This window comes from Pinibacter soli (assembly GCF_029961145.1).
GTDB classification, from domain to species: Bacteria; Bacteroidota; Bacteroidia; order Chitinophagales; family Chitinophagaceae; genus Pinibacter; species Pinibacter soli.
The window spans coordinates 2,478,688-2,492,947 of record NZ_JASBRG010000007.1; the positions used below are offsets into that span (position 1 = coordinate 2,478,688).

The 14,260-nt window shown below is 42.0% G+C and carries 8 protein-coding genes; 5 read left to right on the forward strand and 3 right to left on the reverse strand.

Features of this window, described 5'->3' with window-relative positions; all coding sequences use genetic code 11:
- Positions 1 to 63: 63 nt before the first annotated feature.
- Positions 64 to 3,144, reverse strand: coding sequence for a zinc-dependent metalloprotease (locus QJ048_RS20440; protein ID WP_282336285.1), 3,081 nt, complete (start codon positions 3,142 to 3,144; stop codon positions 64 to 66).
- A 415-nt stretch (positions 3,145 to 3,559) separates the two neighbouring features.
- Here QJ048_RS20440 and QJ048_RS20445 point away from each other — a divergent pair, with 415 nt between their 5' ends.
- The 5 genes from QJ048_RS20445 (at position 3,560) to QJ048_RS20465 (ending at position 8,803) form a co-directional block, all read left to right on the forward strand.
- Complete coding sequence (locus QJ048_RS20445) at positions 3,560 to 5,182, forward strand: amino acid permease (RefSeq protein ID WP_282336286.1); 1,623 nt, start codon at positions 3,560 to 3,562, stop codon at positions 5,180 to 5,182.
- A 244-nt stretch (positions 5,183 to 5,426) separates the two neighbouring features.
- Positions 5,427 to 6,149 carry a YebC/PmpR family DNA-binding transcriptional regulator gene (locus tag QJ048_RS20450; RefSeq protein WP_282336287.1) on the forward strand — a complete coding sequence of 241 codons (723 nt, stop codon included), beginning with the start codon at positions 5,427 to 5,429 and terminating at the stop codon, positions 6,147 to 6,149.
- Between the two features lie 172 nt (positions 6,150 to 6,321).
- Positions 6,322 to 6,720, forward strand: coding sequence for a thiol-disulfide oxidoreductase DCC family protein (locus QJ048_RS20455; RefSeq protein WP_282336288.1), 399 nt, complete (start codon positions 6,322 to 6,324; stop codon positions 6,718 to 6,720).
- Between the two features lie 307 nt (positions 6,721 to 7,027).
- Positions 7,028 to 7,786 carry an OmpA/MotB family protein gene (locus tag QJ048_RS20460; protein ID WP_282336289.1) on the forward strand — a complete coding sequence of 253 codons (759 nt, stop codon included), beginning with the start codon at positions 7,028 to 7,030 and terminating at the stop codon, positions 7,784 to 7,786.
- Positions 7,787 to 7,912: 126 nt separating this feature from the next.
- The gene (locus QJ048_RS20465) at positions 7,913 to 8,803 is read left to right on the forward strand and encodes a transporter (protein WP_282336290.1); all 891 of its coding nucleotides are present in this window, start codon (positions 7,913 to 7,915) and stop codon (positions 8,801 to 8,803) included.
- 26 nt (positions 8,804 to 8,829) lie between these two features.
- Here QJ048_RS20465 and QJ048_RS20470 read toward each other — a convergent pair whose 3' ends face one another.
- Together QJ048_RS20470 and QJ048_RS20475 are read right to left on the reverse strand one after the other, a co-directional pair.
- Positions 8,830 to 11,247: an outer membrane beta-barrel family protein gene (locus QJ048_RS20470; RefSeq protein WP_282336291.1), complete on the reverse strand. Its 2,418-nt coding sequence runs from the start codon at positions 11,245 to 11,247 to the stop codon at positions 8,830 to 8,832.
- A gap of 445 nt (positions 11,248 to 11,692) precedes the next feature.
- Positions 11,693 to 14,086 carry an alpha-ketoacid dehydrogenase subunit alpha/beta gene (locus QJ048_RS20475; protein ID WP_282336292.1) on the reverse strand — a complete coding sequence of 798 codons (2,394 nt, stop codon included), beginning with the start codon at positions 14,084 to 14,086 and terminating at the stop codon, positions 11,693 to 11,695.
- Between the last annotated feature and the right edge of the window lie 174 nt (positions 14,087 to 14,260).

Below are 14,260 nucleotides of genomic sequence, written 5' to 3' on the forward strand. Positions count from 1 at the left end.
GGCCACTATTGGTGCGAAGGTCGTGGAAAAATTAAGCGGCGAATGCTATTCCCACATGGTTTATTATTGTTTTACAAACTTAAAATGCCTCCATTCATTATTTATTCTTACCTGCAAAATATATACGCCATTGACTAGGGAAGAAACATTCAATGATGTTTTGCCTTCAGCTATACCAATTTGTTTCGTTTCAACTACTTTACCATCAATAGAAATAACCCGGAGCATCACATTTTCCTCTCTTTTACTGAAAGTAATATTCAGGTCATTGTTTACAGGGCTTGGGTAGATGCTTATAACCTGTCCTTTGTTGTTATCAAACTGCACAGCTATGACGTTACTGTATGTAAAGGCTCCGTTCAGATCCACTTGTTTTAGCCTGTAGTAGTTTGCACCTTCTACCGGAGAGTAGTGGATAAAGCTGTAATCCTGCACCAAGCCGGAATTTCCCTTGCTTTTTACTTGCCCCGCTTTATAGAAATTCGTACCGTCTACGCTTGTTTCCACATCAAAATAGCTGCTATTGATTTCCGTTGATGTTGCCCAATTTAGCGCAACGTTATCATTCTGGCTCTTTCCCGTAAAAGATAGCAATGTAACAGGCAAAGGCGTTACGTCTATTGCGCCAATTCCGAAACCAGAGAAGCCTGTATTGAATGTGGCAGAAATGGCGGTATCACTACCAAAGTCTTCTTTTGTGAATGGGGCCCATTGAACATCCGATACATATGGCGTGGCTGGCGATACTTCCGATATGTTGTGATTGGAAATCTTCACTACTCTCATATCTGCATCAGAAAGGTTTTTAGCCGTTATGCTTCTCCAACCGTCTATTTCCGCTTTCGTATAGTATAAGGTAATCTTGTACTGACCGTTCGGATTAGCGTTGGTTGGCGTTACTTTAAATGTTGTAGCTGCCACTTTTTTGTCGTTTGTGTTATGCCAGAAAATATTGGCACTTGTACCTGCTCTGTCTATTTCCACTTTTGTACAACCATAATCGAAGCTTGACAAGTTCTGTATGTTCGCCAGCAGCTTGCCAGCGGCATCTTTAAAATACACAAGGGCATTGGCTCCCAGGTATTCTTCATCAGAACTTATCGCTGATTCGACAAATAAGCCAAAGGAGCAGTCGAAAGTTATAGCAGGGTTGCTGGTGGCAACGTATCCAACAGGCAGTGCGCATCCACTGGAAGCTCCACTCCCACTACTAAGCGCTGCTACATATTGCCCGTAATCTGCGTTAAATGCCAGTTCATCGAAGTTGGAATTTGTGTTTCCGTTATCATAACACATATTGATCACTATGTTTGACTGGCCATCCCAGTTAAAATTAGTGGAGAAAGGTATATTGTTGGTTCCCACCGTGGTTGTATAATTACCAGAGTATACAGTTGTAAAACCTGTGGTTGACGCAAAATTGCCCAATGTTGTAGTCGTGGTGGGTACCTGACACATAGAAACTGTAAATCCAGTAAAAGGCTTCGTGCTGTTTTTGGTTGTAACCTGTAACTTAAGTGCCGTTAAAACTGCGGCATTGACTATGCCTGCATTATAGAGATCTGCCTTTCTATATAAATACTGCACTCTATGGCGGTGCAGATCACCCGAAAAACAGCTAACTATACTTCCGCCCGACGTTGTGGGTGTTTTAATTAGGGCAATTGATCCAGAGAAATAAGTCACCGGTGCTACATCATCATCGTTTAATGTAATTGTAAGTGCAGGGTTAATATTTCCTATTGATGTGGATGTGTTGCTCAAAGTAAAAGCAAGCGATATTGTTTTTTGCAACTCTATTGCTTTATCATCGTAAATGCGAACGGTAAAGCTTTTGGTTTCATCGCTCGAAGTTGAAAACGGAATATCTAAAGATGGTGATGTAAAACTGCCGTTGGTAGTAATGTCATAATCCGTTCCACGCACTGCAGTACCACCTAAGGTTAGCGTTGCGGTAACGGCTTGTGCAGGTTGAGGACCGCTGCTGAGGATGCGATAACTGTAGTCTGTATAGCCACGACAGTTGTCTACACTTGTAGTGGCCTCTGTTACAGAACTACTGCCTATTTCAAAATTAATTTGAGAAACACAGGCGGGTGCCATGTCTATTGACAAGCTTCCCAGCGAATTTGCCAGTGAAGCTCTCAATGAGCCCAATGCTGCACTTACCCTTGCACTTTGGCCCGCTGTGAAAAGCAAATATGAAGTGGTGTAGTTCATAAAATTGCTTTCCGTATTGGCAGTATAGGACTGATTTACGCATGGGTTGTTTCCTGTGCGTGGCGTAAAATCGACAACACCATTAAGCTGATTGAACCTGATAGGATCGGTATCACAAACCCTGTCTCCATCTAAATTGCAATCGTTATTAGTATTAGGCGGACAGGTGTTCTTATCCGGAGACCCCTCAAACGGATGGTATAAACTAAACGCATGGCCCATCTCATGTGGCAATGTTTTTTGTCCTGATTTCATTTGAGTCGCCAGCATAACAGTGCCGTCGAGCGAAGCTGGTGCCCCCGCGAAATAAGCATACCCCGCTATAAATTGTCCGTTGGTGCCATCATTCCCGTCTATTTTATCCACTACCCAAATGTTATAATACGAGTTTGGATCCCATCGGCTAAGGTTTTTTACATTTATCTCATTAGTGCCCGACGTACTGTTCATGTTAACACCGTTGGCAACATAATTAGGAATGCCCGAACCATCAATGCGTTCAATACCAGTAGTAGCTGAGCAATAAGGAGTCCGTTTTGCCAAAACAAACTGAATTCCCAGGTTAGTGCTGCCGCTTGTTACAGAAGCATCTGCCGCATATACCTTGTTCAGGTAATCAATGGCTCCCTGTACGTCAGCATCCGACGGATTGTAGATTGAGCCCACAGCGCCACCGGTATGAATAACGTGCACTACTACCGGAATAATCGCAGTAGACAATGTCCCAAATCCATGGACAGATTTTGATTTCTTTTCCGGAATGATTTTTTGGATCTTCTGTTCATTTAACTGCACTTGATTCGCATACTGTGGATCAATCGTTAGCCTGGTTTGGTGAATATGATCAAATCCGCAAATGGGCTGCGCAAAGGAAGTTATAGAAAAGATACAGCACAGCAGCGAAAGGATAAACCTGAATTTCATTAGCTAATTTTGGTTGAACTGATAATAAATCTATAATAAAAACCAACGCAAACTCATTTAGTGACGTTAAGTCGCTTGACAGTATCGATTAATGATCAACTAATGGTAGCGACGCAATGGATGTTTTGGTTATTTAAAAAAGAGTAAGATTAAACGTGACGGCTGTATTAAGGGTTTAATGTAGGGCATTGAGGACATCGAATTTTACCATAAATTTCCTCACCAATAACTGCTATAAAATTAGTTTTTCCGTTTGATTTTATCCAGCACAATGGATAAAGTTTACTGTTTATTCATTCCATTTTTTCTTCACCCAATTCCAAATCAACAGCTTAAATCGGTCGATTTTTGAAGATAATTGTTTACTTTACCTGCCTAAATTAAACTTGTTTTAAAAACCTAATTAACAGCTAATATGAGTTTGTTCGTAAAGAAACCGCTGGGACAGTTGCTTGCCCAGGCTGAAGACAGTGAAAAGGGATTGAAGCGAACCCTTGGAGCCGGTAATCTGATCGCTTTGGGAATTGGTGCCATTATTGGCGCGGGATTGTTTGTAAGAACCGCTGCCGCTGCCGCAGAAGCCTCCGGTCCCGCAGTTACGTTATCATTCGTTATCGCAGCCATTGGTTGTGCTTTCGCTGGTTTGTGCTATGCAGAATTTGCCAGCATGATCCCTATCGCCGGTAGTGCTTACGCTTACTCTTATGTAACAATGGGCGAATTGGTTGCCTGGATCATCGGCTGGGCGCTTATTATGGAATATGCCCTTGGTGCCGCCACGGTTTCCATTGCATGGAGCGAATACTTAAATAACTTATTAGGAGGAGGTATCCCATATGAATGGTGCCACTCTCCTTTTGAATCACTACACAAAGTAACCGGAGACGCCGTTGCACAGTTTACCGCTGCCATGCCTGAGCTTACAAAAGGCATCAAAAACGGCGTACTTTTGCTTAGCGAAGATCAAATGAAAGTGCTGCCTGCGAGCCTTGCACCATTGGTACAATCTACACACGGTCTTGTAAATGCTCCTGCTCTTCTCATTCTTTTGCTTCTTACTTTATTACTTATAAAAGGAACACAGGAATCAGCTTTTGTAAACGCGATCATCGTGTTTGTAAAAGTTGCCATCGTTCTTTTGTTCATCGCAATTGGTTGGAAATTTATCAATCCCGCGAACCACACACCTTATTTGATCCCTGCAAATACGCCAGGTCATGAAGGTTTCTTCAAACATGGCTGGGGCGGTTTATTAGGCGGCGCTGCCATTGTATTCTTTGCCTTTATTGGCTTCGATGCGGTAAGCACTGCAGCACAAGAAGCAAAGAATCCAAAAAGAGACATGCCAATCGGTATCCTCGGTTCATTGGTGGTTTGTACCATTCTGTACATCCTTTTTGGGCACGTTCTTACGGGTGTTGCTAACTGGCAGGAATTTAAAACTGCGGGAAAAGAAGCATCTGTAGCGTATGCTATTCAAACATACATGAAAGGTTATGGCTGGTTAGGCACAAGCGTAACTGTTGCGATCCTTGCGGGTTTTTCTTCTGTAATCCTCGTGATGTTGATGGGTCAGAGCCGCGTGTTCTACACCATGAGCAACGACGGTTTGATTCCTAAAGTGTTCGGCGATCTTCACCCGAAATTCAAAACACCTTACAAAGCAAACCTTATTCTTTTAGTATTCGTTGGCCTTTTCGCTGGATTCGTTCCGGGACATGTTGCGGGTGATCTGACTTCCTTCGGAACATTGTTCGCATTCGTTCTGGTAAGCGCAGGCGTTTGGATATTGAGAAGAAAAGAACCCAATATTGCACGTCCTTTCAGAGCGCCTTTGGTTCCACTTGTTCCGATCTTGGGTGTGATCATTTGCGGCGGTATGATCGTGGCGCTTGATGCACAAACGTTGAAAGTCGCGTTCCTTTGGATGGCAGTGGGTTTAGTAGTCTACTTCCTCTATAGCAGAAAGCACAGCAAACTTCGAAATCCAAGTGAAATACTTACACGAGCAAAAGACTTCGAAAAGATTGAGAAATAAATTTAAAGGCGCCTCCGGGCGTCTTTTTTTATGACTAAATAACTGATTAACTGAATAACTGAATCTTAACCTTCAATCAGCGGTTTCGATATTCAAACAATCAGTTATTCAATTATTCAGTTATTCAGTTATTGCTTGGCAACATGCCCGCCATCTCCTAATTTTGCCGAACCTAAAATATTCACGTGTTTGCCTGCCAATTGAGGCTCATACACTTAAACGTTCAAATTCGAAATTATATATCATGGGAAGGATTTTTGAAGTTCGTAAATCAACCATGTTTGCCCGCTGGGATCGCATGGCAAAACAGTTTACCCGTATTGGAAAGGAAATTGTGATCGCTGTTAAAGCCGGTGGCCCAGATCCTGATACCAACCCCGCTTTGCGTCGTTGCTACCTGAATGCCAAGGCGGTAAACATGCCTAAGGACCGAGTAGAAGCTGCTATTAAAAGAGCTTCTGGTAAAGACATGACCAACTACGACGAGATCCTGTATGAAGGTTATGCTCCGCACGGTGTAGCTGTTCTTATTGAAACTGCAACCGACAACCACGTTCGTACTGTGGCGAACGTAAAATCTATTTTCAACAAAGGAGATGGTGCTTTGGGAAACAGTGGAAGTGTTAGTTTCCAGTTTAAGAAAATGGGTGTTTTCAAATTGAATCCTGCAGGTTTGAGTGCAGATGAACTGGAGCTGGAATTGATCGATGCCGGTCTTGATGAAATGGGAGAAGGTAGCGGTGAAAATGGCGAAGATGTACTGGTGTTGCGCTGCGCATTCACCGATTTTGGTAACCTTCAAAAAGCACTGGAGGACAAAGGCATCACACCTATCAGCTCCGAGCTTGAGTGGATCCCAACTTCTACAGTTGAGCTAAACGAAGAACAAGCGCAGGATGTACTGAAACTGGTTGATAAACTGGAGCAGGACGACGACGTTCAAAAAGTGTTTCACAACTTGAAGTAATCCAATTTGAAAATTTGAGGATTTGAAAATTTGAAAATTTGAAAATGCTTCAGGTGTGTCTTGCTAAACTTTTTATTTGCTTGCCTCTGTGGCGAGCTAATTTAAACAACGACAAGTTGCGCAGAAAGCATTTTCAAATTCTCAAATCTTCAAATTATCAAATTATCCCGCTTTGCAAAGTAAACCTGTAATATTATTCGATGGCGTTTGTAATCTCTGCAACGGCTCTGTTCAGTTTGTTATCAAACGCGATAAACAAAACAGGTTTCAGTTTGCCTCTTTACAATCCGAATTTGGCCGTAGCATTCTCGCTCAATACAAACTATCTTCCGGCGATTTTGACTCTTTTCTTCTTTTGGAAAACGATACGCTGTTTACAAAATCAACAGGAGCTTTAAAAGTCCTATCACAACTACATAACTGGCACTGGTCCACGATTCTTCTTTTCATTCCAAAATTCATCAGAGACGCTGTTTACAGCTTCATTGCGCGGAACCGTTACCGTTGGTTCGGCAAGCGCGAAGCGTGCTGGGTACCAACTCCCGAGCTTAAGGCGAAGTTTCTTCAATAGGGATGAATCCAGAAATGTCAATCGTGAATCAGGGCACCCAACACAATCTTCGCGCTTTTATTATTCTTTTTTGGACAACGAACGTCAACTACCTATTCACGATTCACCATTGTCTATTCACGTTTTTTTTGCACAAAATCCAACCATTTAATCCTCGCATTTGTTGTTTGTTACTGTTGCTATAGGAGTGATTGGCCCATCAAAGTCGATCACGTTTAACGCGTCCTACCTGTTGAAACAACCAGTTAATATCCTCTTAATAAGTCGTTTGTTTTAATTCCCTGTTAATCATATTAAATACATCACCATGACAAGAAAATTAATCATTCCCATTACACTTATTTGTATAGTGCTGTTTACTTCTTGCGCTGCAAAGAAAAAACTAGCAGCTGCTGAAGCCGCCAATACACAATTGCAGGCCGACAAAGCAGCTCTTACTTCAAAAAATGAAGCCTTGCAAAAACAGCTGGACGAGTTTGACGCCCAAAGAAAAGCGAATATGGCTGCATTTGAAAAGTACAGGGCAGAATGTGAAAACGCCAAACAAAAACTGGAGGTGGTACGGGCTTTGGTAGCTGAACAATATGCAACGTTGCAGGAAGTAGATAAAAAGATCGCAGATGCTCTTTCTAATTTCAACGATAAGGGTGTGGATGTATACTATAAAGAAGGACTGGTATATGTAAGCATGTCCGAAGGTTTATTGTACAAAAGCGGCAGCTCTACACTAGGGCCAGATGCTAAAGCTGCCTTGGGCAACCTTGCTTCTGTACTCAACGAATACCCGAAATTAAAAGTATACGTGGTAGGCAACACGGATGATAAACCTTTCAAGAAAGGTGGCGACAACATGACGCTTAGCACGGACAGAGCAAACGGTGTTGTAAAAATTCTCCGCGACGATTACAAAGTGGATCCAAGCCGTCTGACATCTGCAGGCAGAGGCAAATATTCCCCTGTTGCTGATAACAGCACTGCGGATGGCCGCGCTAAAAACAGAAGAACTGAAATCATTATAAACCCAGACCTGATAAAGATTTGGCAAAGTGTGCAGGACAGCCAGTAGGGAATGTACGAAGTACGATGTACGATGTACGATGTACGAAAGTCTTTTGATGTTGTATTTACATGAATGTCGTACATCGTACTTCGTACACCGTACACTGCACAACCGGCCTTTCAAAAAATGATTATGAAAACTGCTTTTCTATTAAGTCTGCTTTGCCTGTTATGCAGCATTTGTCGCGGCCAGGAATTGGAGCCCCGGGCATACGCTGCACTTCCCAAAAACTTAAACTCGCTTGCCTTCGTATATGGATTAACGAAAGGAAATGTTTTGACCGACCCTTCCCTTCCAATCAAAGACATGAAGGCCAATGTAAACAGCCTTACGCTTGGCTACGTCCATACCTTTGGCCTTGCGAATAAACTGGCACGTGTGCAAATAGTCTTACCTTACATGATGCTGTCTGGCAAGCTTAAATTAAACGGTGTCGATACAAGTATCACCAGGAACGGTTTCGGCGACGCAAGATTAAGACTGGGAATTAATCTAACGGGTTCTCCTCCTCTTGACAAAAAAGATTTTGTTCGCTATACTCAAAAAACAATTATTGGGGTCAGCCTTGTGACCAGCATTCCAATAGGTTATTACGACCAAGACAAAAGAATCAACCCAGGCAGCAATCGCTGGGGCTTTAAGCCGGAAATTGGTATCTCCAAAAGATTCAAACGTGTATATGCGGAAATGTACAGCGGCGTTTGGTTCTATACCGCTAATACAAAATACCTTGTTACAAAAACACAAATCCAAAAGCCGGTTTTCAATATACAGGGACATGCATCGTACTATTTCAAAAGACAAATGTGGATTAGCATAAATGCCAACTGGTTCAACGGAGGCCAAACACTCGTTGATGGCGCAGAGCAAGGCAATTTACTTGACAACTGGCGAATTGGTGCGACATGGTCATTTCCAATCGCAAAAGGACATTCGTTAAAACTTCAGTTTCACGTAGGAGCATTCACCGAAAGCGGTTATGATTACAATGCGGCATCTCTTGCCTACCAGTGGGTATTCTGATAATCCCATCATTTTCAACTTTCAATTCACTCCACTCTCCCCTTTTCTTCCTCTGCACCTGTTGCATAATTTCTCTTCGCCTTTAATTTCTCTTTACCAAAATTTCGTGTGTACGTAAGCTTTATGGTAGGTTGAGAAAAATATATTTTCACACCTGTAATGAGGTTTTGTTCAGGCATATTCACCTCCGCGTTAAGGTAGGATGTATTCAAAATATTAACTGCGTTTAATGTAAATGCACCGCCTTTTCCCTGCAATTTTTTCCTTACGCCAACATCCAGTGAGCCTCTGCCGTGTATTGTGTAGATGCCTCCTAAAAACTTCGACTGATAATATCCGGATATTTCAAGAGAAAAGTTTTTGGGCAATGTAAATCTTTCGCTGGCATTTATATTATAGTTTATCTGATCTGCAGAAACAGGATCACCTTTATACGTCGCATTAATTTGCTGCCACAGACCTGTTAGGTTCAACTGCATTACCCACCATTTGGTAACGTTGAAGGGCAAAGAAAGTATGACCGAAACCGTTTTGACATTATTTAGATTCTGTGCCGACAGGAGCAACTTGTTAGTGGTAGAATCTGATTTCGGTTGAAAGCCCGCAATCGAATTAGTTTCCTTAGAATAAGAAACAGAAAGCAAGTAACTTTTAAAAGTATATCCAACTTTGTAATTGTTGGATATAGCTGGCTGCAATGCCGGGTTACCTGTGATCAACGTATTAGCATTTGCATAGTAAGTAAATGGCGCAAGGTCATTGAAAGTTGGCCTTGTTATGCGACGGCTGTAAGAAAAATCGAGTGAATTATTATCATTGAGCTTATGTGTAATAAAAAAGCTCGGAAACAAATTTCCGTAGTGTCTGTCTACTATATCTTTTTGCTCCACTGTTCCCAGGTTTGAGTTAGTGTACTCGTAACGAAGTCCCAGCTTAGCTTCTGTGCGTTTGCCCAACGTCGCATTAACAGATGCGTATGCGGCACTGTAATTTTCTTTTAAAGTATATTTTGCCGATAATGAATCATCTTTGATCCATTCATTTTGTATCAGCTGTTCAAAACTTATGTCGTTGTCAAAAGTGGAAATTGTTTCTTTCAAGCCAGCATTCAGGCTTACGTGCTTTCCTATTTTTTTGGAATAGTCAAGTGCGAATATCCAAAATGAAATCGGCGTTGTTTTCTCGTTTCTGAAATATTCTTCGTACGCATAGTTGTTGTTGCCATCAAAATAAACACTATGATAGTTCACCGGCTGATGATTGCCATAGTACATATAATCCGCGTTGAACACAATTTTGTCGGTTTCATTGAAGGAGTGCTGCAGATTAACGTTTCCGCTTAAACTGTGCCAGTGATTAATTTCATTGTTATAATGCTGTATCGTTGTGTCCAGTTTATCATTCTTTGTGATAGTGCTGGTATTGTGCTCTGTTTGCGAATACTTGTTATCATACCCTGAAAACAACACTCCCAATACTGTTTTTTTGGACAATTCAACATCCATACCGACGCGGCAGTTTAAATTAGGTCTTGTTTCCATTCTGTCGGTCGTAAAAGTCGTTTTAGTAATGTCGCCATTGTTTGATACGATATTATAAGCGTCTATCGGCAAAGGCTTGTGAATACGTGAATAAGAAATGTCGCCGTATAGATTTATGTTTCCTTTTCTGTGGTTGATGTTAGCTGCAACCTGTGTTACCGGGCCTTTTCCGTAGCCAATGGTTCCTGAAACAGACCCATTTGTTCCTTCGTTATTGTTTTCTTTCAGTACAATATTTATATAACCCGCATTACCCTCCGCATCAAGATTTGCAGGCGGTGTAGTAATCAATTCTATTTTTTCAATATTGCCAGATGGCATGGATTCCAGCAATTGCATAACCGCTGAAACCGGTGCCCGGCTTATCTTTCCATTGATCATCAATACAACGCCGCTTTTCCCGTTCATCGCAATAGCATTGTTCTGGTGATCAACAATTACACCTGGTGATCTTTCCAGCACTTCAAGTGCCGTGTTACCGGCAGCTGTGATGCTGTTTGCCACATTGATCACGAGCCGGTCTATCTTTTGCTCCAACAATGGCTTTTTGACGGAAACTGTAACTTCTTTTAGCGTGGTAGTCTGCTCAATGAGAATGATTGGAGGAAGTGAAATTTTCGAACGTGCTTTGTCAAGAATAAATGAACTGCTATAAGCCGCTTTATGATTCACAAAATTGGAAACGATAAGATACTTTCCTTCAGAAATATTTGCAAAAGAATAAATGCCCTTGTCATCGCACATGATTGCTTTCACCAACGAAGAATCTTTTGCCTTAAGCAACAAAACATTTGCGTGGCCCAACGGCTTGTTAACCGAGTCTACAACTGTTCCATTAATAGTTTGGCAAAAGGACTGAGAAGACACAAAAAAATTAATAGCAACAAATAAAAGTGTTGCCATTATTTTCGGCAGTATGGTAGTTTCTCTCATTTGAGGGGAAATAACAGTTTAGAGAACATCACCTACCTATATCGCAAAAATTCAAAGATTGGAAACTTCTACCGGGTTTTATTTTCTAAATACCCTTTAAAATAGACAGAATAAAGATGGAATACAAGCGGGTTGTGGATTATTTGATGGACGGTTTAACGCAAAACACCGAACGCCGCAGTACGTGTCCTCACGCAACGCAACAGTAAGCAGGTGGGTGATGGTTCGTGAAGACACGAACCATGGCTGATGGGTGGGACATGATTAGTAAGAACCATTACGGTTTGCCAGATGCTGCGCCTAACTTTCGCATTCACGCGGTGCAACAAAAAAACTGCAAGGCTCTCACCCTGCAGTTTCGAAAACTTTATAATCGGAAAAACCTAATTCCTAATTTCTAATTCTTGGTTCCTAATTATTCTCTCACCATTTCAAGCACCACGTCTACGATCTCTTCCACATTAGGTTTGCTGAAATAGTCGCCATCACTTGCATATGCAGGACGGTGTGCTTTTGCGGTAACCGTGCGGGGAGCAACATCCAACCACTTATAACCACCTTGTTTCTCCATCACAATGTTAAACATGTAAGCCGCCGCTCCACCCGGAACATCTTCGTCGATAAACACGATGCGGTTTGTTTTCTTTAAAGATTCGATGATGGAACCGTTAACGTCAAATGGCAAAAGCGTTTGTACGTCAACAATCTCGCAATGTATGTTATGAGTAGCAAGAATGTCGGCAGCTTCCTGAATGATGCGCAAAGTTGAACCGTAAGACACGATGGTAATATCACTACCTTCTCTTATAATTTCAGGAACGCCAAGTGGCACTCTGTATTCAAGTAAATTGTTTGGCAATTTCTCTTTCAGGCGATATCCGTTAAGGCTTTCAATCACAATAGCAGGATCGCTGCTTTGCAAAAGGGTGTTGTACATACCGGCCGCTTGTACCATGTTGCGCGGCACACACACGTGAATGCCTCTTAATGAATTAACAAGCATGCCCATTGGTGAGCCACTGTGCCAAATGCCTTCTAGTCTGTGGCCCCTTGTACGTACGATCAGTGGAGCACTTTGTTTGCCCGCTGTTCTGTAGTGCATAGAAGCAAGGTCGTCGCTTAGTGGTTGCAAACCGTACAATACATAATCCAGGTATTGAATTTCTGCGATTGGCCTTAAACCTCTCATCGCCATTCCTATACCCTGACCAATAATCGTAAGCTCACGAATGCCAGTATCGAAAATTCTTTTTTCACCATATTTTGCCTGCAAGCCAGCAAAGCCCTGGTTCACGTCGCCAATATTTCCAAGATCTTCACCAAAAGCAAGAACCTTCGGATTGTTTCCAAATAAGGCATCAAAATATTTATTCAATACCTCATAACCATTCAGCACCTGGCTATGATCATCAAAATTTGGTTTTGCCTCTTTTACACGCAAAGCGCTTTTGGCATTCTCGTTCAATAAATAAGTATTGTATAAAGACTTATTTAAAGCCAACAGTTCATTGTAGTATTCCTGCAATGGTTGATTCTTCTTTTTGTCTGTAGAAAGCAGCAATGCATTGTGGATGGATTTCATTACATCCTTGCGTCCCGGCTCACGATGTGCAGAAAGTACACTGGAAATGGTGTTGATAGCGTTTGCCTGATCCGGCAAAGAAGTTGCAAAATCTTTCAACAGCGCAACCGCTTTGATAACCTGCTGTTTGATCGGCATGATGTAATTTTCCCACGCATTGATCTTGCTTTGCTTTACATATTCTTTTGCTTTCAGCTCAATTTCAGAAAGCTCTTCTTCACTTACCAAAGCGTTCTCAATGATCCATTCCTTCATTTTCTTCAAACAATCCCATTCTTTTTCCCATGCCAGTCTCTCATTAGATTTATAGCGCTCATGGCTGCCAGATGTAGAGTGGCCTTGTGGTTGCGTTACTTCTTCCACATGGAAAACCGCTGGAATATGCGTGTCTCTGATCTTTTGAATACCAGCTTCAAATACTTCGCACATTCCTGCGTAATCCCAGGCCTTTACTTTATAGATGTCGATACCGTTGGAACCATTCTTTTTCTGAAAGCCTTTTAATGCTTCGGAGATGGAACCTTTGGTAGTTTGATATTTTGTAGGAACAGAGATTCCGTAACCATCGTCCCAAACAAAGATGGCCAGTGGCACTTGTTGAACACCCGCAGCATTCACTGTTTCCCAGAAATGTCCTTCGCTGGTAGATGCGTCGCCAATTGTACAAAAGCAAACCTCGTTGCCTTTGTTTGACAGGTTGGTAAATTGATGCAGCTGATCTATCTCCCGGAAAGACTTTGATGCCAATGCAAAACCAAGCGCTTTTGGCATTTGGCCTGCTGTAGGAGCCATTCCTGCCGCAAGGTTCTTGCGGTTTATAAGGTCTAATATTTCACCATTATCGTCTACAAATGCGGTTGCGAAGTGTGAGTTCATCTGACGACCGCCACTGTGAGGGTCATTGTTTCTGTCAGGGTCAGCATATAGCTGCGCAAAAAACTCCTGAACAGTAGCTCCGCCTGTGGCGAAAGCGATAGTTTGGTCGCGGTAATAACCGGAGTAAAAATCGCCCGGCTTGAAAAATCTTGATAGTGCAACCTGCGGAACTTCTTTTCCGTCTCCGAAAATGCCGAATTTCGCTTTGCCGGTGAGTACTTCCTTACGGCCAAGCAAACTCGCCTCCCTGCTCTCACAAGCTATTTTATAATCGGTAAGAACTTTTTCGCGAAATGAATCGAACGAAAGTTGTTCATCGGTAATAGCATCGCTGTGTATCAAATTTTCCATGCGACAAATGTAAAGTGAATTTGGCAAACAGAAACTAACAACTGTTAATATAATCTGGTAAATGTAATCTGATTGTTAATAACCTGTTTTTCGAAAGGCAAAAAGTTCCGGTTTGACTTTACAATTTATAGATTTGTTGTTCGTTAAACTTAATTGTAATTTTCCGGTCTTATC

Coding starts and splice junctions, on each gene's coding strand:
- QJ048_RS20440 (WP_282336285.1), bottom strand. CDS start 3,144: ATGAAATTCAGGTTTATCCTTTCGCTGCTGTGCTGTATCTTTTCTATA.
- QJ048_RS20445 (WP_282336286.1), top strand. CDS start 3,560: ATGAGTTTGTTCGTAAAGAAACCGCTGGGACAGTTGCTTGCCCAGGCT.
- QJ048_RS20450 (WP_282336287.1), top strand. CDS start 5,427: ATGGGAAGGATTTTTGAAGTTCGTAAATCAACCATGTTTGCCCGCTGG.
- QJ048_RS20460 (WP_282336289.1), top strand. CDS start 7,028: ATGACAAGAAAATTAATCATTCCCATTACACTTATTTGTATAGTGCTG.
- QJ048_RS20465 (WP_282336290.1), top strand. CDS start 7,913: ATGAAAACTGCTTTTCTATTAAGTCTGCTTTGCCTGTTATGCAGCATT.
- QJ048_RS20470 (WP_282336291.1), bottom strand. CDS start 11,247: ATGGCAACACTTTTATTTGTTGCTATTAATTTTTTTGTGTCTTCTCAG.
- QJ048_RS20475 (WP_282336292.1), bottom strand. CDS start 14,086: ATGGAAAATTTGATACACAGCGATGCTATTACCGATGAACAACTTTCG.